General features: G+C 35.3%; 17 protein-coding genes. 10 read left to right on the forward strand and 7 right to left on the reverse strand.

The features are described 5' to 3' along the window. Window positions 1–112 precede the first annotated feature (112 nt). The 4 genes from QP953_RS15675 (at window position 113) to QP953_RS15690 (ending at window position 6,964) form a co-directional block, all read left to right on the forward strand. Window positions 113–3,016 (forward strand): leucine-rich repeat domain-containing protein, encoded by a 2,904-nt coding sequence (locus QP953_RS15675; protein WP_309551690.1) that lies wholly within the window; start codon window positions 113–115, stop codon window positions 3,014–3,016. An 8-nt stretch (window positions 3,017–3,024) separates the two neighbouring features. Beyond that, entirely contained in the window at window positions 3,025–4,332 is a 1,308-nt protein-coding gene (locus QP953_RS15680; protein ID WP_309551691.1) for a hypothetical protein, read from the forward strand. Between the two features lie 132 nt (window positions 4,333–4,464). Further along, window positions 4,465–6,189, forward strand: coding sequence for a leucine-rich repeat domain-containing protein (locus QP953_RS15685; protein ID WP_052593171.1), 1,725 nt, complete (start codon window positions 4,465–4,467; stop codon window positions 6,187–6,189). A gap of 103 nt (window positions 6,190–6,292) precedes the next feature. Then, entirely contained in the window at window positions 6,293–6,964 is a 672-nt protein-coding gene (locus QP953_RS15690; protein WP_309551693.1) for a 4'-phosphopantetheinyl transferase superfamily protein, read from the forward strand. A 3-nt stretch (window positions 6,965–6,967) separates the two neighbouring features. Here the strand turns inward: QP953_RS15690 and QP953_RS15695 are convergent, their stop codons facing one another. From QP953_RS15695 to QP953_RS15720, 6 genes are all read right to left on the reverse strand, one after another. Further along, a complete protein-coding gene (locus QP953_RS15695; RefSeq protein WP_309551695.1) occupies window positions 6,968–7,333 on the reverse strand; it encodes a hypothetical protein in 366 nt (121 codons plus the stop codon). Between the two features lie 160 nt (window positions 7,334–7,493). Then, window positions 7,494–8,480: an energy transducer TonB gene (locus QP953_RS15700; RefSeq protein ID WP_309551697.1), complete on the reverse strand. Its 987-nt coding sequence runs from the start codon at window positions 8,478–8,480 to the stop codon at window positions 7,494–7,496. 20 nt (window positions 8,481–8,500) lie between these two features. After that, on the reverse strand, window positions 8,501–9,790 hold the full coding sequence (locus QP953_RS15705; protein ID WP_052593179.1) for an MFS transporter: 1,290 nt from the start codon (window positions 9,788–9,790) through the stop codon (window positions 8,501–8,503). A gap of 16 nt (window positions 9,791–9,806) precedes the next feature. Then, the gene (locus QP953_RS15710; protein WP_052593181.1) at window positions 9,807–11,999 is read right to left on the reverse strand and encodes a PD40 domain-containing protein; all 2,193 of its coding nucleotides are present in this window, start codon (window positions 11,997–11,999) and stop codon (window positions 9,807–9,809) included. A 193-nt stretch (window positions 12,000–12,192) separates the two neighbouring features. Beyond that, window positions 12,193–13,017, reverse strand: a complete 825-nt coding sequence (locus QP953_RS15715; RefSeq protein WP_052593183.1) for a hypothetical protein — start codon at window positions 13,015–13,017, stop codon at window positions 12,193–12,195. Beyond that, entirely contained in the window at window positions 13,018–13,518 is a 501-nt protein-coding gene (locus QP953_RS15720; RefSeq protein ID WP_309551698.1) for a hypothetical protein, read from the reverse strand. Window positions 13,519–13,634: 116 nt separating this feature from the next. On the opposite strand from QP953_RS15720, the gene QP953_RS15725 reads away from it, so the two are divergent. The 3 genes from QP953_RS15725 to QP953_RS15735 all read left to right on the forward strand — a co-directional run bounded on the left by QP953_RS15725 (window position 13,635) and on the right by QP953_RS15735 (window position 16,281). Beyond that, complete coding sequence (locus QP953_RS15725; protein ID WP_052593187.1) at window positions 13,635–14,300, forward strand: hypothetical protein; 666 nt, start codon at window positions 13,635–13,637, stop codon at window positions 14,298–14,300. Next, window positions 14,297–14,656, forward strand: a complete 360-nt coding sequence (locus QP953_RS15730; protein WP_052593189.1) for an MmcQ/YjbR family DNA-binding protein — start codon at window positions 14,297–14,299, stop codon at window positions 14,654–14,656. The genes QP953_RS15725 and QP953_RS15730 overlap by 4 nt, the downstream gene beginning before the upstream one ends. Window positions 14,657–14,829: 173 nt before the next feature. After that, window positions 14,830–16,281 (forward strand): leucine-rich repeat domain-containing protein, encoded by a 1,452-nt coding sequence (locus tag QP953_RS15735; protein WP_309551699.1) that lies wholly within the window; start codon window positions 14,830–14,832, stop codon window positions 16,279–16,281. Window positions 16,282–16,352: 71 nt separating this feature from the next. On the opposite strand, the gene QP953_RS15740 is transcribed toward QP953_RS15735, so the two are convergent. Next, entirely contained in the window at window positions 16,353–18,164 is a 1,812-nt protein-coding gene (locus tag QP953_RS15740) for an ABC transporter ATP-binding protein (RefSeq protein WP_052593193.1), read from the reverse strand. A gap of 358 nt (window positions 18,165–18,522) precedes the next feature. Here QP953_RS15740 and QP953_RS15745 point away from each other — a divergent pair, with 358 nt between their 5' ends. The 3 genes from QP953_RS15745 (at window position 18,523) to QP953_RS15755 (ending at window position 22,933) form a co-directional block, all read left to right on the forward strand. Further along, window positions 18,523–19,296: a Bax inhibitor-1/YccA family protein gene (locus QP953_RS15745; RefSeq protein WP_052593194.1), complete on the forward strand. Its 774-nt coding sequence runs from the start codon at window positions 18,523–18,525 to the stop codon at window positions 19,294–19,296. Between the two features lie 208 nt (window positions 19,297–19,504). After that, window positions 19,505–19,900: a S4 domain-containing protein gene (locus QP953_RS15750; RefSeq protein ID WP_309551700.1), complete on the forward strand. Its 396-nt coding sequence runs from the start codon at window positions 19,505–19,507 to the stop codon at window positions 19,898–19,900. A 198-nt stretch (window positions 19,901–20,098) separates the two neighbouring features. Continuing rightward, window positions 20,099–22,933: a gliding motility-associated C-terminal domain-containing protein gene (locus tag QP953_RS15755; RefSeq protein WP_309551701.1), complete on the forward strand. Its 2,835-nt coding sequence runs from the start codon at window positions 20,099–20,101 to the stop codon at window positions 22,931–22,933. The last annotated feature ends 19 nt before the right edge of the window (window positions 22,934–22,952 follow it).

Below are 22,952 nucleotides of genomic sequence, written 5' to 3' on the forward strand. Positions count from 1 at the left end.
AAAAACTAGAAAATGAGCAGTGTACTAAGGAATTAAAATTTTAAATTAGAGAGATAAAAAATGTATTCTATATTTTGGGGTGAATTACTAAACATTTAAAACCATGATAAAAATGATGTTTCAGCTTTGGGTTGCTACTTTTTTGCTAATGATGAGTCATAGTCTTTGTGGGCAACAATTGAGTAATGAAGAATTGTGGGGAAGTTCGAGAGTGGGGTATTTGGAAGGTGTTTGTGAAAAGCTGCACTATTGCGATTCGTATATACTAGGAGATTATGTGCCTCTTTTTTTAGAAAAACTGGATGGCTTGAAGTCAATTAGTATTAAGAGTGATGCGATTGATTGGCGAAGTGCCATCGAAAAAATTGCAACAATAGAGACGATTGAAGAATTGACGTTGTACAATGAAGAAATTGTAGAACTACCGAATACAATCAAGAAGTTTAAAAATCTAACAGCCCTTCACTTAAGCTTAGGGAAGGAACCCAACTACAAGCAGATTTATGAGGTATTGTCAGAACTAAAAATGTTGACAAAACTGAGTATCCAAAACGTGCAATCTCCAGAAAATTTAAAAGAAATTTACCAATTAAAACAACTGAAAGAGCTTTCAATAGTTCGTATTACGAATCGAAGGTTTGATTGGGAGAAAGCGATGGGGTATTTGTCTCAATTGGCAGAATTAGAAACACTGGATTTGGAAGGAGGCTCGTTTGAGGTACTACCCTCTAATATTAAAGAACTCAAAAAGCTCAAAAAACTTAATATAAGTACGTCGTATGTAGATTTGTCGTTGACGATAGAGCACCTGCAAGGATTGTCTAATTTAGAAACATTGATACTTGGTAATAACAGATTGGGGGTGCTCCCTGATAATATAGGAAGCCTTAAAGGACTTAGGAGTTTACAGGTCGATGCAGGGGCATTGACTGCATTGCCAGAGTCGATAGGAGAGTTGAGTGCCTTAGAATTACTGTCTTTGCGTAATAACCGTCTGAAAACATTGCCTCCAAGCATCAAAAAACTCAAAAAATTAAAAGTGTTGGAGCTTCGAGAAAACCCTTTGGAGAACTTACCAAAGGAATTTGCTAAATTGGAGGAGCTGCAAACGTTGAGGCTTAGCGAATTGGCTAATGAGCAGGCAGTTTTGGAGCGAGCCTTAGAAGTAGCTACCTTAGAGACTTTAGAGTTGGTGGATCTAAAAACGAGTTTAACGGCCGTTGTTGCTCATAAAAACCTAAAAACATTGGAACTGGATTTTGTTGGTACATTAGATTGGGAGAAGAATTGGTCGTGGATATTTCAATTTAATAAATTGGAAAAATTGGTTATCGTATCAGAGGATTTAGAGGTGGTGCCCAAGGAAATTAGTCAGCTAAAAAATCTCAAAAAATTGGATTTAGCATACAATGAAATTCATACCTTACCTGAGTCTATTGGAGAGTTGCAACAGCTTTTATTTTTAGATGTTCAAGGAAATAGCTTAAAGGAAATCCCCGTTTCTATTAGTAATTTAAGAGCGCTAGAGTTGTTGAATATAGAATTTAATGCCATTAAAACTATACCAAGCGATTGGACTAAGTTGGATCAGCTTAAGGTTGCCTATTTTAATGATAATAAAATTAAATTAGGAAAATTGATGTTGCCTAGAAGTTTAGAATATCTTAGTATAGGAGGGAATGGTTCAGTTGAGTTACCGAATAATTTGGCAGAATTGAAGAATCTGAGGGTTTTGTTGGCAGGGGAAAATAAATTAAAGCATCTAGATGGTTTTTTAATAGAAAATCACCCCCAATTAACGTATTTATATTTGAGTGCCAATGAACTAAAAGAATTGCCTGAAACATTGTTTGGAGGAATGCTGTGGGGACTTAACTTATCAGAGAACAAATTACTTAGTCTTCCTAAGTTATCAAAAACAAACAATACGTTGAGATATTTGAATGTCGCCAATAATGCAGCATTTGCCTTTCCAACGCATATTAATCAGTTGAAACAATTGGAAGTTTTAGAGGCAAGTGAAAGTCTCCAAGGTGAACTGCCTCAAGAAATAGGGGAACTTGTTCATTTGCAAGAATTGGAACTTTCGGCTTTTAATAAAGTGTTGCTTCCTGAAGCTTTTAAAAAGTTAAGGAACTTAGAAAGTATCGTTGCTAATTATCATTCCATTATGGGAGAGTCATCTAATTTTTCTCATTTAGGAGCTTTGCCTTCTTTGCGTTTTTTAGAAGTTTCGGAGTTGAAAGTACCTATACAAAAAGGCACTTTTTCGAATCTAAAGCAATTGGAGTATTTGACGTTGGTTGATCAAGAAGAACAGCCTGATTTAGAATTGCTTTTCAATGAACTTGCTTCGTGCAAGCTTTTAAAAAGTGTGAATTTAAATTCAAATAACTTACTAGAAGTGCCTAAAAATATAGGTTTGTTGGCTTCTATAGAGTATTTAGATATTTCATTTAATGAGATAAAAGCATTGCCTGAAAATATAAGCCAGCTTCTAAAATTAAGGGAACTAGATATTAGTGATAATCAAATTAGCACCTTGCCAGCGGGTATTGGGTATTTGCCAAGCCTCAGAAAGCTGTATATGAGCAGCAATGCGCTGTTGGAATTACCATTGAGTATAGAAAATTGGAAAGTAATTGAAGAATTAAGTTGCTTTGATAATGATTTGACAGAATTACCAAAAGAAATTTGTCAGTTGAACTCTTTAAAAAATGTAGATTTTGCGGATAATATGCTAGATATTTTGCCAGAGCATTTTGATGATTTGGAAAATTTAACGGATGTGGATTTGAGTGATAATTTGTTTGTTGAGTTTCCCAAAACATTACCAAAGCTTTTAAGTTTAGAAAGCTTGATTTTGGATAATAACGAATTAAAAGATTTTCCAGAGGAGTTTAAAACATTGAGATTTCTGAATTTTTTAAGTTTGGGAGGAAACCGATATACGGCAGAACAGCAAAAAAATATCTTGAGAGAGTTTAAAAATATTGGTTTTGTTACATTTGAGTGAGATAATAAATGAGTGTTCATAAAAAGTTTAGAAAAGCTATAGGGTGCGGAATCGGGAAGGCATATCTAATTATTTTAGAGCACCCTAATATTGATTTTAGCAAAAGAATAAAAAGAAATGTGCTTCAGCGAATGTGTTACGATGGTCAATGCGAGGGATTTTGGGGGGATTATTATTATCAACTAATTTGTGGTACTCCCCAAAAAGATGCTTTGATTGAATTTGTGTTGGAAGAACTGGCAAAGGAACAAGATGATTGGTATGTGCTTACTCAGTTGTATGAAATTGCAGCATTAGCAGCAACAGAGGACGGCAATGAAAGAGCAAGAGAGGTTATTTGGGAGCGATTTAAGCAAGAATATGCTGAAGGAGATGATTGGAATGGGGAGAATGCTTTGCTTAGAATTGCTGGCAAAAAAGCCCTTTTAGGCTTGGCGAGACTAAAAGGGAAGTACCTAAAAAAGCGACCTAGTGAAATAGAGTTTGGTGGGCTAATTAGTGAGTTTGATGAACTTTATCCAAAACTAAATGGACGTAAATTATTGAGGAGAGCAAGTTTACAAGATCCTTTTATCAAAACGTATTGGGAGTGTGTGCAGCGGAACAATAAACCTTCTAAGAAGAGGAAAAGAACGAAGAAAAAGTTGGGCTATAAAGCCATTCAAAAACAAATACAAACGGCTACTTTCTTTTGGGCAGGACCATGGGTAGATGAAATAAAGGACAAGACGTGGCAGAAGTTAGCAGAGGAATTGATGAAAGAAACAAAATTTAAAATTCAAGAACGTTATTTGAAACTCTTTGCTAAACGAAAATTTCCTCTGGATTCTCAGATTTTATTTGATTTTGTGGAACAAAAAAAACAATCTCCTAAGCGACTAATTGCTCCTGCGGTAGAAGCACTTGCTATGTTCCAATCGGATCAGATTCGTTCTTATGCCTTGGAGAGGTTAAAGAAAAAGAAAGATATTTTAGTTTATTTACCTTTGTTAAAGTACAACTATAAATCAGGCGATCATCTGTTGTTAGATGAGATATTACAAAAGAAATGGAGCTCGGACGAATTGCATGATTTGAATTATCACTACAGAGCAATTTATAAAATTAATTTAACCAAAGAATGCATGTTACCTCTGAAGAGGTTGTATAGCCGCCTAAACTGTGGGGTTTGCCGAGAAGAGATTTTAACTACTCTGTATAAGAATAACGGATTAAAAAAGGGACTTTTAGAGGAGATGAAGTTTGATAGCCAGCAACGAATTCGAGCATTGTATCTAAAATGGAGTCATCGCTTATCTGATGATATTAAGAACTAAAAAGTGTTTCGGAATGGATGCAAATACTTTTAATTGGGATAAAATTTAATATTTAACTGTAAGATTGTTTTTTAGTTAAAAAAATAGATAACTTGTGGCGAGTGCTAACGGAAGGAATAACCAAAGAGAAAAATGTTAAGTAAAGAAGAACTTCAAAACCTATCACAGTTATTGTTAAGCGTTGACGAACGCAATCTGGAAATTGCTTTTGAACTTATTCAGCAGGGAAATTATATTGAATATTTTGTTTCTGAACTATTTGCAATATATAAAATGGATGTTCGGACATATAGTCGTATAGCCAAGAGATTACTGGATGCGGTAGCCGAACGCATTGTTGGTTTGAAGGAAGCTTTGAGAAGTAGAGCTTACTTAGATAGCCGAACTTCTTCTAAAAATATTAAGAATTTTGCAAAAATTTGCCCTTCGATAGAAGCGAAAAAAATGGCTTTGGCTATTTATAATAAATACGATAGTGGATTTCAGTTTTTATTTTCAGAATTACCAGAAAATGAACTTACTCCTATTTTAAAAACAAAAATAGAAGCAGCGGGACTGACATTATCACGAAAAACAATTACGAAGATTCCAAAGGCATTATTAAAAGAAACATATCTAAAAGAATTAAACTTATCTTACAATCAGATAAAGTCTCTTCCAACAGGAATCCATCATTTAAAGTCTTTGCGAAAATTAAATCTTAGATCAAACGAGGTCAAAAAAATACATAAAAATATTGGAAAGCTGGAACATTTGGAAGTGTTGGAGTTAGCCTGGAATAAATTAGAAGTATTGCCTGACGAGTTGGCAAATTTGACGAGGCTAAAAGAGTTGAGTTTGGGGTATAATTCTTTTAAAAAATTCCCAACAGTTATTACGCAAATTCCAAACTTAGAGAAACTATCTATTGGTAGAATGATGGATTATCGTGCAAATGTGGATGAAATTCCTAGCAGCTTTTTTAATCTCAAAACAAATTGCCTGTTGGAATTGACACTTAGAGATCCGACAGATAGCAACAGCCAACGTCCATGGGGTAATTTGCCAGTTATTACTAGAATAACAGGAACTTATGATGATCCTATTAGGACGACTCCTTTAGAAATTGCAAGACGTGCGTTTGCTCAAAACAAAGAAGGCATTCGTTTTATACTAGAGCATGGAACAGAAGAAGATAAAGCAAATGTGTACAATTATGTGTTAAAGGATAGGATTAATTCAGAGCGATACGCTGTTTATTTGGGGCTAATTCTTAAGAATGCTCCGCCAGCAGTGAAAAGAAGGGCTTTATCCTTTTACATTCGAAACGAAGTGTTGTTTTTTGATAAAAAAATTACGTTGGATGTTTTGCCAGCAGAATTGGGTGATTTTTCGATTCGAGCAATGGAATGGGTGGGGAAATTTAGTGAAATAACTAATTCGACAACATTTTGGAATTTTTTAGAATACACCCCTTCTATTGAACGTATTGTAATTGGGAAAGAGATTAGGGCTAAAGGCAGTGACCAAAAACATCAAGTAAGAATTCCTGTATTATTGCCAAATTTGAAAGTATTTAGGCTAGGAAATTTACAACTGGACTGGGGCTTTTTCTTTAACAATATAGACCAATTGCCTCAATTGGAGGAGCTTGAAGTACATCGTGTTTATTATTTGAATGAAACGGAAGATATAGATGGAGTTTTTACGCTTTGTGCTCCATTGCAACAATTAAAACATCTTAAAAGATTAGAATTAGGTCGATTCTCTATAAATAATCAGGTTGGAATAAGCGAAGAAGTACTAAAAGAAAAAATAGAATTGGGATTTGAAAAAATGCTGCCCAACTGCAACACTATAATCCATGTTGGTTTTTAAAATATAGCATCTTGTTTGGGCAACTTGCTCGAAGTTCTTAATTTGGGGAAGCATCCATGTTTTCTACTGAAAGTTCCAATTGAGATATTTTAAAATTCATGAAATGATTACAGTTTACCACGCCATATCTTCTACAATCGAGACTCAAATTTCCTTGAAAGATTTATTGATAAATTTGCCAGCGCATTTTAGGGAACGAGCGTTACGATATCAATTTTCGCAGGATGCTTATAATTTTGTGTTGGGGCGATTAATGATAAAAAAAGCCTTAGGAGCGTTGGGGTTGCCTGAAAAGCTCTTGAATGAAATCGTTTATAATAAAGAAGGCAAACCATTGATGAAGGAAATGTCTTTTAGTATTTCCCATTCAAAAGATTTGGTGGCTTGCGCGTTTGCGCCAACAGGACAAATTGGTCTGGATGTAGAATATCCAAGAAAGATAGCGAGAGCACATTTTCGTCATTGTTTTAACGATAGAGAATGGGCTTCGATTCAAGGGGATACAAGTATGCACACGTTTTATCAATTTTGGACTCAAAAAGAAGCGATCTTAAAAGCAAATGGTGCAGGGTTAGGACAACTATTAAATATAGACATCAAAGATGCCACTACTGCGTACTTTTACAACTCTGACATTTCTACTGAATCTGTTTGGAATCTAAATACTTTTGAAATAGGCGGAAGTTCAGCTTATGCTTGTTTGTGTACTGACTTAGCAACGGATTTTGCTTTGGAAAACTTAAATGATGTAGATGCCTTGTTGGATACTAAGTAAACATTAGATTTGTTCTGCATCTAGTAATTTTTTTATTTGCTGAATGATTACCAACCTGTTTTGATAAAACAATTTAGGGAAATCTAAGTCAGGGTTTGAGATCCTTCTTTTATCTTGCTCGAAATAGGTCATGATAGATTGAAGCCCTTCACGATTTCGGGCGTAGAGAAATCTATTTTTGACTTGGATTTTATAATAATAGCAATTGTTGGAGAAGTGGAAACTAGGATTGATATAAGCACAATGGGAGCAGATAGCTTTTCCTTGAGGGACTATTTGCTGACGATATGTGTTGGCTTTTGAATAAAAGTAAGAGGCTTTTGAGTTGCATTTTGGACAAATAATAGCAACGGTTAGTAACGTATTCATATTAGTAGTTTTTATTGTAGAGTTTTAGGAGTTGTATTAATTGTTGAACTATTCATACATATTACTATAGTCGAAGTGAATTGGTAGCTCATATTCTACTTGGACAGGTTGATTGTCTTTTGTGCCACCAATCCAAGGATTGGGGAGATCGTTCATCAAGTTAATAACTCTTAAGACCTCTTCTCCACATCCCCCCCCCAATATCTTTTGTAATAGATGTATTAATAATTTTTCCTGTTGCTGTAACGGTGAACTTAATAAAAACTATGCCGCTCATCTTTTGTTTATAAGCTTTTTCGGGATATTGAATATTAGAATAAATAAACTTCAAAAATTTTTGATCAGCACAACGTTTTTTTTCTTGGATAGACATTTCTTTTACCTCGCATCCTGGAAATCTAGGCAATCGATCAGTATTAATGTCGATTTTAGAAATTGTGTCCGCTGCTATTGCTTCCACAACTGGCAGAATGCTATCTAATTCTGTTACGAATTGATTTTTTTTATAAAAAATGGCTAAGTTGATAATAATATCTTTTTGTTTATTGGAATATTCATGGTGGTTAGATGGGATGGCTTGTTCTATATGCTTGAGAAATCTGAGTTCTTTGGGAACCTCAACTTGAGAGGCACAAGCAATATTCCATTTTTTTTGAAAAAATGGGGATTGGAATTCGAGATTAAAATTTAAAAACAACTCGCTTAGAATAGTTTCAACAAGTTTTAGGTCAGTTGAACGCAAAGCCTCATCTATCCAAGCAGCATCATGCAAAAGGTGTTTAGCTAAGGTGTTGTAATTTATATTGTTGTAGATTTTGGTTTGTGTGATTAATGTTTTTATTCCTAAGGTATAGATGGTGGGAGGATTTGAGAGTCGAGCATTATATTGGTACTTTAGTTGAGTGATTTTTTTGCTTATTAATTTATCCGCTATACTAATTTGCTTTAGGGCATTTTGGTAATCTTTTGAATGATTGTAGAATTGAGAAAGTTCGATTATATTACGAATATATGTTAAACTACTACCTCCATCGCTTTTTTTTATGCTTTTTAGAGCATTCTTCAACGTTTTTTCTGAGGTGTGATGCTGCGAAAAAAGACTTTTTGATAAGCCTAGCAAGAACAAAATGATTAGTAATTTTTTCATAGGTGATTTAGTATGAGTTTTTAAGCAATTAAATGATCACTATTATCTGTAATTTCTGATTCGGTTTCCTTTTTTAAGTCTTGTTCGAAATCCAGGGTACGCATTTGTTTTGAAAACAATCCTGTCAAAACAACAGTTATTAAGGTCATGCTACCTCCAAAAACAACAGCCGTTACAGTTCCCATTAGCTTAGCTGTGAAACCACTTTCAAAAGCTCCTAGTTCATTGGAAGAACCAACAAACATTGAGTTGACAGCAGAAACTCTTCCGCGCATACTGTCGGGAGTATACAGCTGTAAAATAGTTTGTCGAATGACCATAGAAATCCCATCAGTAACACCACTCATAAATAAGGCAAAAACGGACAACCAAAAACTAGTCGAGAGACCAAATACGATGATGCAGAGACCAAAACCAAAGATAGAGAAAAGCAATTTTAGACCTGCATTTTTGTTAATAGGAAAATAAGCTACAGCAAACATAATAAAAAAAGAACCGACCGCAGGCGCTGCTCTCAAAATACCAAAACCTTCAGAACCTACTCCCAAAATATCCGTTGCAAAAATAGGTAGTAAGGCAATTGCTCCACCAAACAAAACCGCAACCATATCTAGCGTAATGGCACCTAGTATAATTTTTGTTTGATAAACGAATTTAACGCCTTCTCGTAAACTCTGAAAAACAGGTTCCCCAATTTTAGGATTTAAAATAGCTTTTGGTTTGATTTGTAGTAATAGGATTAAAGCAAAAATAATAAATCCAATAATGAGAAACATAGAATAATGTGTACCCATCCAAAAAATTGTAAAACCTGCCAAAGCTGGTCCTAGCACGGCACTCATTTGCCATATAGAGCTACTCCATGTGGCAGCATTGGGGTATAATTCTTTAGGAACAATAAGTGCCATCAATGCAAATAATGTTGGATTGATAAATGTTCTTACAATACCACCTAAAAAAACTAAGCTATAAATAAGATACAAGGTATTGGGTTGTCCTATCAAAGCAGGCGAAGTCGTATAAAAAAGCCCAATGCTAAGCCCTAAAAAAGCGATAACGCAAATCGCAAGCAAGTTTCTTTTTTCTTTTTGATCTACAAGGTGCCCTGCAAAGAGAGCTAGCCCGACAGCGGGGACTACTTCCATCAAACCAATAATCCCTAAAGACAAAGGGTCTTGGGTTATTCGATAGACCTCCCATTCTATAATAACAAATTGCATTGACCATGCAAATACCAGAGCAAATCGAACGAACAAAAATAATCTAAATTCTGAATACCGAAGTGCTGCGTATGGATCGTTTTTTTGCATTGATTGTTGTGTGTTTCTAATTAGAGCGAAATTCGAGAAAATGTTTCAGATCAGGATATTCTGTGAATAGAACTTGGGCTTGATCTTCAGTTATACGGACGCCATTCACATAAGGAATAATTTTAGCATCAGAAAAGCCTTGTTGTATGACTTGATCTAAAATACGTTTAATTTTGTCAAAGGATTTTTCCAATCCAAGCATGTACTTAACATTAATATCTTTAGGATGCTTTTCAGTAGTAGCGTCTGCAAATTGTGTGAATATAGGATGGTTAAAAAGAGTTGCAGTTTCAGTAACTTGCACTTTGTAACTCAATCCTTTTAGGGTGTTTTGATGGCGCTCATAAGCTCTATTTTGCATAACAGAACTTACTTTAGGTTCTACAATGTTAATAGCTACTTGATTTTTTAAATGATTAATATTGTAGACATCAACATTAATGCGGCGATTCATTTTATTGGCAATAGGATTGGGGCTGCCATCAAAATTCTGATCATTGGCGATGGGGTAATTTTGACCACAGCCTCGAATCCAAATTTGCTTATTGTTGGCTCCTTTTTCGATGAACTGCTTTGCCAAGTTTTCGGACTGCTTGATGGTCAAGTAAAGGTCATTAATCTTATTGCCACTATTGTCTGAATGAGCAGAAAGGAGAATCGTAGCTTCTGGATGCTTTGTTAACAACTTTTGAAGGGCTAGAATTGTATTTCTAGAACCTTCTATTTTGCCAGTTTCTGCATTATAATAAATAGGAGCAATACTATAAGTTACTTTTTCTCCATCTTCTACTGGCGTATTGGTGTTTTTTACGGGAGTTAGTTCTTCTAGTGCATTTGTACTTGCATTATTTTCTGCCAAACTGGTAATATTGGTCAAGGCATCTACAAAAGTATTAGAAACATTCTTTTGCAGTTGTTCCTGTTTAGGGCTTCGAAAATAAGCAGAGTAAAGATCAAAGCCACCCAAGCCTTCTATTCTATTGGAACAAAAGTAAGCTTTTAAACCACTTTCGTCTAAGAAAAAATCCTTGTCATCCAACGAAGAGTTAAGGGGTACGCCCATGTTCTCTGCTCGCTGCCACATTCGAGTAGAGTCATTAAAAACAACTTTATAAATATCGTAGCCCCCCATCGAAAGAGGATTATTAGAACTAAAATAGAGTGTTCGACCATCTTTGGCCAAGAACGGAGCAATTTCATCATATTCGGTATTGACATTGGGACCTAAGTTTACAGCAGTTTGCCACAAACCATCCTTTTGAGCAGCATAATAAATGTCTTTCCCTCCATATCCTCCAGGACGATTACTTGCGAAAATAATAACAGAGTCATTGATGAAAAAATGATCTCCGTCCCAATAGTTAGAACTGGCTTCTATTGCAAAAGGAAGAATAACTTCAATGGTATCCTCATCATAATTTTCTTTTACTACTTCTTTGTGTCCGTCTGCAAACCCTTTGGAAAATAACATTTGATATCCCCCGTCAAAAAAACTAATAATATCTTCACTCATGGGGGTATTGTATCGTTTTGGAAGTGCCTCTACTTGTTTCCAAGTACCTTGTACAAGAGTAGATTTGTAAATGTCAGAACGATAGGTGCCATTAATAGGATCGGGTTGGTTGTTGTTGTTTAGTTTGCCTCCTGTTGCTGTTCTTCTATTTGATGAGAAAAATAAAGTGTTGGGCTCCATAGGATTAAAACAAATTCTATAGTCGTCATAAGAGCTGTTAATTTCTACTCCTAATGTCGAAACAATAGCAGCTGAATTAATTTGCTCTATTTTAGGACCGCTGGTGCATTGAACGATTAAGCGTTTGAATTGTGCTCTTTGAGGATCATCAGCATCCAAGGTTCTAAGGTGATTTTTGTAATACAAAGCTGCTTGTCTAAACTTGTTTAGAGCATGATGTGCTTTGGCTAAGTAGTAGTACGTTTTGGGGGCAGGTTTGTTGGTGTTTTTGCTATAAAACTCTAAATATACGATGGCTTCATCCATATTGTTAAGGTGAAAATAGCAAATCCCAATATTGTATTTTAACTCAATCTCCTTTATGTACTTTTCTTTTATTTTATTATACTCAGTTAAAGATTTCTCGTATTCCTTTTCTAAGAAAAGCTTTTCAGCTTCTTTTTTGATTTTATTGGGTGATTGAGCCCATAAAATGGATTGACTCAAGAAAAGAATAAATAAAACAAAGTATTTCATATTAGCAGTTCGTTGATTTTTTACTTTTTTACCAAAAAGATAAAAAAGCACATTTATATTAGTTTGATAACCAAAATTTTAACATAAAATGCAATGAAACTATAATTTGTTGATTATCAAACTAATAAAGTTTCCAACGAACTATTGTCATATGCATTATTAAGTTAATTAACTTTTAGTATTCTTAATGGCGTTATATGGTTTCATAATGTTTCCAAATACCTCTCCAAGGGTAGAATGTGAGGGCAAAGATACTAAATTCGGCAAAGCAAAGGTGCATTAATAAATAATCCATTACAAAAAATAGGATAAATAACCCACCTAATAGCTTATCGAAGCGGCGAGTAAAGAAACCAATAAGAAAGATAAGTTCTATAGTCCAACCACCATACCAAAAAAGATTTGCCAAAAGAGGATGGTTGATTAAGTAACTGATAAAGGAGCTAAAGTAGCTGTCAGGATAACTAATTAAGTAATCAATATGTTGGTGTTTTAATAATTCACTCATTTGATTTGGGACAAAGCAACTGCCTCGGTAGAGTTTCCAAAGCCCTGCGCTAGCAAGTGTAAAAATGGCATAGTATCGAATCGCAGCAAAGCTTAAAACAAATGTTGTTTGATTTCGAATCAGCAAGAGTGGCATACAAAATAGTAATCCCACCAAAATATGCTCATGGTGGGTACTTGCTGAATTGTAGGTGACCATATAATTGATACACAAAAGGTAAGCTAAAGTACTTAACCAGCGATTTTGTATACCCAAAAGTCCTGCAATACCAAGCATAATCCACATAAAATCTAAGAATAGTGCTAAGAAATAATGTTCCAATACTGTTTGAGGTATTAGTAAAGCGTGATAGAGCCAGAAAAAATTATCTGCTTTGGGGCTAATAAAGGGAGATTGATGCAGTTGAAATAGCAGCAAACCTTGATAGCATCTTAGCAACCAAGTCAAGCAAAAAAACAGCCAAATGAATTGGGTTATTTGTATCTGATCTTTTTGTACAGAAATATTCATTTAATTCAATTGTATGGAGTTTACTTTTTTGAAGTTTGATTTTACCCATTCGAAATTTTCTCGGCAAATTTTTGATTCTTTAATTTTTATTTTTTGTATCAAAAATTCTGAGAGATGCAATCCCGAACTTTTGTCATTGCAGAGATGTTTGGTTAAGTGAGCACTCAAGGTGCTTTTTCCAAATCTTTGATAAATAGTGACTAGGGTAGGGTCTTGATAATTGTTCTTCACAAAAGAGGAATAATAAGCGAGTTGATATTGCCAGAAGCGAGGTGCTTTGGTCGTATATAAATTGACATAGGTGTCGGTTTCATTATATAATGAAATGGCTGTGTATGTTTTTTGTTGTTGAATAGGCGCAGAGTACATACCATAGTTAAAAAAGGGGAGTGTTTCTACACCTTTGTATGTAAAAAAGAATTGTCCTATGATAAATAAAGACAACGCCCCAAAAAGTAATTTATTCGTTTGCCAAACTTTAGAAAAATAACTATTTTTCATTTCCATTTTGATTTTTATATAAAAAAACTAAACACTCAATTGCAGCAGTGATAAAACTAACGGTTAACTAAAAAAACAACAGAGTATTCAACTAAAACTACATAGAAAATATAAGAATGCAGCAAGAAGTACTTTTTAGAAAATTATTGAATCACATTATTGCGTTGCAAAATCAAAGAAAAAAACCTTTAAGAATTGCAGTTAGTGGGATAGAAGGGACTGGTAAAACGAGTTTTGTTATTGCTTTGTGTGCTTATCTCAATTGCAACGGAAAGCAGGCAATTCATGTGTCGATAGATGGTTTTCATTACAATAAAGCTCACCGATATCGGCAAGGTAGAAATTCAGCAAAGGGTTATTATGAAGATTCTTACAACGACCAAGCTTTTGTAACTAAGGTTTTAGTTGCTTCGCAACAAAATAATCCTACGTATATTGCTGCAACCCACGATTTGGAAAGTGATGCTTATTTAGATTTGCCCCCAATTCAAATTCCAAACCAAGCAATTATAATAACCGATGGTGCTTATTTGTTTAAACCCATCTTCAAAGATTATTGGGATTTTAAAATATACTTATATGCTGATTTTGAAGTAGCACTACAGCGAGGTATCGCTCGAGATCAGACGATTTTTGGAAGTAGAGAAGCTGCTAAACTAAAATTTATAGAGCGTTATCACGCTGCATCTAAGTTGTACTTAGAGGAATGTACCCCTCAAAAACAAGCCGATTGGATTATTGATAGTAATGATTTTGAGAATTATAAAATTAAAGAACAATGAACATAGAAGATTTTAGGATATATTGTTTATCGAAACCAGGTACCGAAGAAGGATTTCCCTTTGATCAAGATACCTTGGTGTTTAAGGTAATGGGAAAAATGTTTGCCTTAACCTCTTTAAGTAGAGAAGGCTTTACTGTCAACCTAAAATGTGACCCAGATCGAGCCTTGGAGTTAAGGGAAGAATACATGGCGATTCAACCAGGCTACCATATGAGTAAAAAGCATTGGAATACCGTTGACTTTGAGGCGGGATTAAGAAACTCTTTTTTGAAAGAATTGATAGATCATTCTTATGAGATGGTTGTAAAAGGCTTGACCAAAAAATTGAAAGAAGAATTAAAAGAAATGGGATAAGTAGTTTTTCGTTTATTTCGGATAGGACATACGTTGTTTGATATGTACTTTTCAGCGGTTGAAATGTACCTTTCGTTAGATAAATTGCTCGATTTAAAAAGCGTACTTTTTTAATTATAAAATAGAGATTACCTTTGTGGGAATAATTTTATAACCTCATAAAGAATTTTTAAATGAAACTATTAACTACACTCCTTGCTATTAGTTGTGCTTTGTGTGCAGAAACAACAATGGCTCAAAATGTAAACATTCCTGATGCTAATTTTAAGGCTTACTTGGTCGGAAACTCCTCTATTAACACCAATGGAGATAGTGAAATTCAAGTTTCGGAGGCTGCGGCTTTTACAGGGACTATACTTTGTTCTAATCGAAGTATCAGTGACATGACAGGAATTGAGAGTTTTACGAACTTAACTCGATTAGATTGTAATGTTAACCAACTAAGCAGCTTGGACGTGAGCAGCAATACCAACTTAACTATATTATCTTGTAATGCTAACCAACTAAGCAGCTTGGACGTGAGTAGTAATACCAACTTAACTCGATTACATTGTTATTCTAACCAGCTAAGCAGCTTGGATGTGAGTAGTAATACCAACTTAACTCGATTATATTGTTATTCTAACCAGCTAAGCAGCTTGGATGTGAGTAGTAATACCAATTTAACTGAATTACATTGTCATAATAACCAACTAAGCAGTTTGGATGTGAGTAGCAATACGAACTTAACGGAATTGTCTTGTAGTGCTAACCAACTAGGCAGCTTGGATGTGAGTAATAATACGAACTTAACTCGATTATATTGTCATACTAACCAACTAAGCAGCTTGGATGTGAGTAATAATACGAACTTAACTCGATTATATTGTCATACTAACCAACTAAGCAGCTTGGATGTGAGTAATAATACGAACTTAACTCAATTATATTGTAATGCTAACCAACTAAGCAGCTTAGATGTGAGTAATAATACGAACTTAACTGAATTACATTGTCATAATAACCAACTAAGCAGTTTGGATGTGAGTAGCAATACGAACTTAACGGGATTGTCTTGTAGTGCTAACCAACTAAGCAGCTTGGATGTGAGTAGCAATACGAACTTAACTCGATTATATTGCTATACTAACCAACTAAGTAGCTTAGATGTAAGTAGTAATACGAACTTAACTCGATTGCTTTGTTATAATAACCAACTAAGTAATTTAGATGTGAAAAATGGAAATAATTCAAATTTTACTTCTTTTAATGCGGTGAACAACCCAAACTTACAATGCATCGAAGTAGACGATTCCACCTATTCCGCAAATAATTGGTTAAATATAGATGCTATAGCTACCTTCAGCACAGACTGTAGCCTATACAACAGTACAACAACAATTAACAATGGTGTTAACATCAGAGCTTATCCCAATCCAACCTCCCAAAATATCAGATTAGAATTTGGTCAGTTATATGAGCAGGTTCAAATCCAAGTAACAGATTTAAGAGGGCAAGTTGTTTTAGACAAAACAATAGAAAATGCTGTAACTACTACGACAGAGTTGCCTGAGCCAACAGGGATTTATTTTGTTGCTGTGAAAACAGCCAATGAAACTAGAGTGCTAAAAGTAGTCAAAGAATAATAAAGTATAAAAGATAGAGAAAGCGAGTGACTAATTTTTAAATCATAAAATTAGCCGCTTTCTTTTTTCATTTATTTCGGATAGGACATACGTTGTTTGATATCTTCTAGTTCTCCTTTTGGAATAGCAGCAATTAATTTTTGTGTATACTCTTTTTCTGGATTTGAATAGATGTTATCCGCTGTATTCATTTCTTCTATCTTTCCTTTATTCATAACAATCATACGGTCGCTCATGAATTTTACAACGGAGAGGTCGTGGGAAATAAAGATATACGTAAAATTAAATTTATGTCTCAACTCCAATAGCAAATTAAGGACTTGGGCTTGAACGGAAACATCTAAGGCGGATACCGACTCATCACAGATGATAAAACGAGGTTCTAAGGCTAAGGCACGTGCTACACAAATTCGTTGTCGTTGCCCTCCCGAAAACTCATGAGGATAACGATTAAAATGTTTGCCCTCCAAACTAACCGTTTCAAGTAATTCGATAACTTTTGCCTTTCTTGCTTCATCATTTTCTAATATTCCATGGACTTGCATGGGTTCCATAATAGCATTGCCAATGGTCATTCTAGGATTGAGAGAAGAGTAGGGGTCTTGGAAAATTATTTGGACATCTTTTCGAATCTTTTTTAGCTCTTTGGGTGTCATTGTCAGAATGTCTTTCCCCTCAAACAATACTTGTCCTTCCGTTGCCTCGGTTAAACGAAGAATCGTTCGTCCTAAAGTTGTTTTGCCACAACCAGATTCCCCAACTAAGCCTAATGTTTCGCCAGGATAAACTTTGAAACTAACGTCGTTAACAGCCTTGACCCAGTGAGTTGTTTTGCCCCAGAAGTTTTTTGCTGTGGGGAAGTAGGTTTTTAGACCTTTCACTTCTAATATCGGTGTGTTTTTTTTCAAGGCATCTAGTCGCTGTTCTGTAACAGAAGAGGTAATTTTAAATTGATCTACGACTTCTTTTACCGAAACATCTTTTGCTTCGATAATTCGTTCTTCGTTTTCATTATAACTCACGGTCATAAAATCACTGACAACAGGCAACTGTTTCATTCTAAATTTTAGAGGGGGGCGGCAAGCAAGCAAACTTTTGGTATATGGATGTTTGGGGGCTTGGAAAATATCAAGAACGTTTCCTTCTTCAACGATATGCCCTTTGTACATAACAATGACTCGATCAGCGATTTCAGCAATAACCCCTAAGTCGTGCGTGATAAAAATAATGGACGCTTCAATTTCTTTCCTCAAGTCATCCATCAATTCCAAAATTGCCTTTTGTACGGTAACATCTAAAGCGGTAGTAGGCTCGTCAGCAACCAAAATATTAGGATTGCAAGACAAAGCCATTGCGATCATAACGCGTTGTTTTTGCCCTCCTGATAATTGGTGTGGATAGGCATCAAAAATACGGGTAGGGTTCGGTAATTTTACTTTCTTAAAAAGTTCTAGCGTTAACTCTTTTGCCTTAGTTTTTGTTGTGTCTTGGTGTAGTAAAATCGTTTCGGTTACTTGGTTTCCACAAGTGTAGACAGGGTTTAATGAAGTCATTGGCTCTTGGAAAATCATAGAGATTTCATTTCCTCTAAAATAGCGCATTTTTCTTTTGCTAGCTTGCACCAAATCTACCACCGTGCCATCGGTTCGATGGTACAAAATTTCACCTCCTGCAATGTATCCAGGGGGGCTAGCAATCAAACGCATGATCGATAAGCAAGTAACTGATTTTCCTGAACCAGATTCCCCTACAATTCCCACAGTTTCTCCTCTATAAATGGTAAAACTTACATCGTCAACTGCTTTTGCAACCCCATCATCTGTCTTGAAATAAGTTTTTAAGTTCCGTACCTCTAACAATACCTTTCGGTCTTTATTTCCCATGCTTTTCAAAATCTTGCTAAAAAATGCTTTTTAATACCCGTTCTTCTGAAACAATTATTCAATAAGTTTCGTTTGTCTATAATTAGTGTCATGTAGATGTAGTGGATTTAATCCACAAATTTGCTAGCCTTAAATATAGTGTAATTTCTATCAAAACAAAACCTTAACAAAGTCAAAAATACCAAAAGGTAGCTAAAAAGCTCTAACTGAATTGACTGCTTGCGGACGAGCTTATTTTTTTGTTAAAAATGAACCTAGGAGGAAACTATTTTGGTAGATTTTTTATTATATTAGCGTATTAATATAAAAATAATAAAAACGTTACAAACCCTTTATTCAAATAAAAAACAAAAAAAACATGTCAAAGAATCGTTTTATGTCCTCTTCTAACCCCTTTGTTGGCGAACAAGCCTTTGCTAAAAGCGCACAACAAGATTTGGGAATTACTAAGAGTTCTTCTAATGGGCTGATGACGGTACAAGGCGCTGTAAATAAATCTTTGATACTAACAGGTATCTTAATTATTACAGCAATGGTTTCAGCCATCTATGTGCCCTTTTCCATGCCTTTGTTCTACGGAACTATGTTTGTTGGCTTGGGATTATCTTTAGCTTCTTTTATGAAGCCAACATTAGCTCCAATTACGGCACCATTATATGCTGTTGTCGAGGGAGTTTTTGTAGGAACAATTTCATACCTTTTTGCAGAAATGATTGATCCCTCAATCGTGTTAAATGCTGTTTTGTTAACAGCGCTGTGTTTGGGATCTATGTTGGTTGCCTACAAAACAGGTTTGATTAAAGCAACTCAAAAATTCCGTGCCATTATTACCACAGCAACAGGTGCTATCATGATGATTTATCTGTTGAGTATGGTGTTGAGAATGTTTGGCATTACTATTCCTTATCTACACGAAGGTGGAGCTATTGGAATTGGGATTAGTTTGTTCATCATTGGAATTGCTTCACTGAACTTGATTCTTGATTTTGACAACATTGAAAGAGGTGCTCAAATGGGTGCTCCAAAGTACATGGAGTGGGTTTCTGCATTAGGACTTTTAATTACTTTAGTATGGATTTATATCGAAATTCTACGTCTATTAGCAGTTATTGCTGCCAATAGTAGCGACTAATTAAAATCTTAATCTCTTTTATAAACCTGCTAGTATACAACTATTCTAGCAGGTTTATTTTTTTATTATCAGAAGGCTATCTGTGTAAAGAGTTTATGTTTTTTAATAATTATTTAGAAAAATATAGTTAATAAGTACTCGTAATAGGCAATCTATAAGATTGTTCTTTAAATATTAGAGAGCACTTATACAAATTGAATAATAAAAAATGACATCTAAATTAGAAAAGGTACGAGTAGATAAGTGGCTATGGGCAGTGCGAATTTTTAAAAGTCGTACTTTAGCTACTAATGCTTGTAAGAGTAACAAGGTAATGATTGACGGAGTGGCATTGAAGCCTTCTAGTTCAATAGAAAGAGGCATGACGCTACAAGTAAAAAAAGAAGGCTATAATATGACCTATAAAGTAGTTGATTTGTTGGAGAAGAGAGTATCTGCAACTTTAGCAGAGCCTTGTTACGAAAACCTAACTCCAGAGGAAGAGCTTAACAAATTTAAAGATTGGTATTTGTTTCACAAAGGAAGCGCAGAGGTAAGGCAAAAAGGAGCTGGTCGCCCAACTAAGCGAGAGCGAAGAGAAATGGATAAGTTTAAGAATAAATAACCTATTTTTAGTTCTTCTTCTGAAATTTAAGGGGTTTTACCCAACTAACTTATGCTAAAATTAGTTTACTATACTATAGCAAAAGCCCCAATCAATCTTTAAAAATCGTTAGTTTGGGGCGATTTTTGCAGCAACTTTTAGTCAGAGTCTACATTTCAGAGCTATCTTGAATAGACAATCACCAACGGGATATTTACCATGAAGAAACAGTTTAGCTTATTACTTTTAATCATTGCCCTACCGCTTTCATTATGGGCAACGCACAATCGATCAGGAGAAATGACCTACCGACAAATAGGTCAAAACACCATAGAATTAACAATTACAACATATACTAAAACAAGTGGTCAAAGTATTCAAGCAGACCGAGATCGATTAACTGTTAATTGGGGGGACGGAAGTCCAGAAGAAGAAATTTTGCGAACTAGCTTTGTTTCCATTTTTAATGACATACAGGAGAATGTTTATATCGGAAGACATTCTTACCCTGGTGCAAACCCTATTCCTGGGCAACCATATGTTATTTCTATGCAAGACCCCAATCGAAATGACAATATCCTTAATATAAATGGAGGGGCATCTGTTAACGTGCAGTTTTACCTACAAACGGAGGTGTTTTTGTTTAACCCTTCTTTTTTTGGTTACAATAGCTCTCCCATTCTTTTAGAGAAGCCCGTAGATTTTGGTGTTGTTGGGCAAGTATTTCAGCATACACCTAACGGATTTGATCCAGATGGAGATAGCATTGCTTACGAATTAATTACCCCAATGCAAGATAGGGGTGTTGCTGTACCTGGATATCAATTGGTGACGGATATTTCTCCTGGTGCAAATAATCAATTTTCTTTTGATGTAACCACGGGGTTGTTTACTTGGAATGCTCCACAACAAGCAGGAGAATATAATATTGCGATACTAGTCAAGTCGTATAGGAATGGGCAATATCTAGGAGGAATCGTTCGAGATATTCAAATAAAAATAGAATCAGCGGTCAATCGACCGCCAGAATTGGAAGTGATTGCTGATATCTGTGTAGAAGCGGGAAGCCTGATAGAGTTTGATGTCAAAGCTTGGGATATAGACCTGCCTCCTCAAACTGTAACGTTAACTGCAACAGGTGGAGCTTTGTCTCCTTCTATTGTATCGCCAGCAACGTTTACCAATGTCTCAGGAACTGCTCCAGCCGCTTTTCCTTTAACAAGTACTTTTCGTTGGCAAACAGCTTGCGAGCATATTCAACAACAACCTTGGCAAATTGTTTTTAAAGCAAAGGATGATTATATGCAAGGAAGTACCAACGCTTCTTTGGCTACGTTTAAAGTGGTTCAAATTAGAATAATAGCTCCCCCTCCCCAAAACTTGCAAGCTACCGTAACTACTAATCAAGCTGCTCTGACTTGGGACGCTCCTTATATTTGTGAAAATTCAGTTAATTTCTTTGGCTTTACGGTATGGCGTAAAACGGGATGTGATAACTTTGTACCCGATTCTTGCCAAATAAGCTTAGGAGGGCAAGGATATACACAAATTAATAGTGGCTTTGTTACAGGAGCTGCAGGGGGAAGTTATACCTATATTGATAATACAATACAAAGTGGAACATCTTATAGTTATCGAATCTTGGGGGAATTTGCAACTCCAATTTATTATAATGGCGTGGTCACGAATTATCATAGTCCAGTTTCAGGCAAAACATCAGATGAAATTTGTATCGAAACAAGGGAAGACTTGCCCACAATTATTAATGTCGATGTAGAAAGTACTAGTCCGACAGCAGGAGAAATTTTTGTGCGTTGGACAAAACCAATAGCCGAGGAGTTAGATACGTTATTCAATGTACCACCATACCGTTATGAATTGTATCAATCGGATGATATGGCAGGGAACAATTTTGGAACAACTCCAATTTATTCGTCTCCTTCTTATAGTGCATTTTACTTAGCAAATGACACTTTCTTTACCGCAACAGGCTTAAATACCTTAGACAAACCTTACAGTTATCATGTGATGTTCTTTGCAGGAACAGACACCATTGGGACAACGAAAAATGCATCTTCTATTTATCTAGAGGTTGCATCTACTAATCAACAAAATAACCTTTCATGGACAGAGATGGTTCCTTGGCAAAACACAGCTTATGTGGTTTATCAAGAGTCTCCTCTTGGTTCAAATACTTATATAGCATTAGATACTGTAACAGTCCCAGCATATCGGCACACGGGGTTAACGAATGGAGAAGAATATTGTTATCGAGTGATGAGCATTGGTTCTTATAATACCAATACAACACCAGATTCTTTATTTAATAAATCACAAAAAGCTTGTGGTGTACCTTTAGATACCATTGCACCATGTCCGCCTGATCCTTCAGCAATTGTTGCTATTTCTAGTTGTAACAAACTACAAGACGATTCAAATAACCCAGATAGACAACCCTGCCAAGGAAATATAACAAACCCAGATTTCTTGTATAATGAAATTACTTGGTCGAATAACCCAGATCCTTGTGCTAGTGATGTCGCAAAATTTAAAGTTTATTTTGCTCCTTACTGTGATGGGAATTATACACTGGTTTATGAGTCTCAAGGGTTGACAGACACCTCTTTTCAACATGTTCCTTCTCCCACGAATCTAGCTGGTTGCTATTATATTACATCTGTTGATTCTGTAGAAGTAAATGGAGGCGGAAATGAAAGTGATCCGAGTAATGTTATCCTAACAGACAACTGCCCATTTTACGATTTACCAAATACGTTTACCCCCAATGGAGATGGTTCTAATGACTTTTTTAAACCTTGTTTGATTTATCGTTATGTCCGAAGCGTAGAATTTCAAGTGACGAATCGTTGGGGACAAGTGGTGTTTGAAACCAACGACCCTGCCATCAATTGGGATGGAAAAGATCAGAATACGGGACAGGATTTGCCAGAAGGTGTTTATTTTTATACTTGTAATGTAGAACAAAATTGTATGTCCTGTGAGGCTATAAAGCCATTTAAAGGATATATTCATATTATTCGGTCTGCAAATTAGATTCGATAAGCACGGAAAG

The sequence above is a fragment of the Aureispira sp. CCB-E genome, from assembly GCF_031326345.1.
Taxonomy (GTDB): Bacteria; Bacteroidota; Bacteroidia; order Chitinophagales; family Saprospiraceae; genus Aureispira.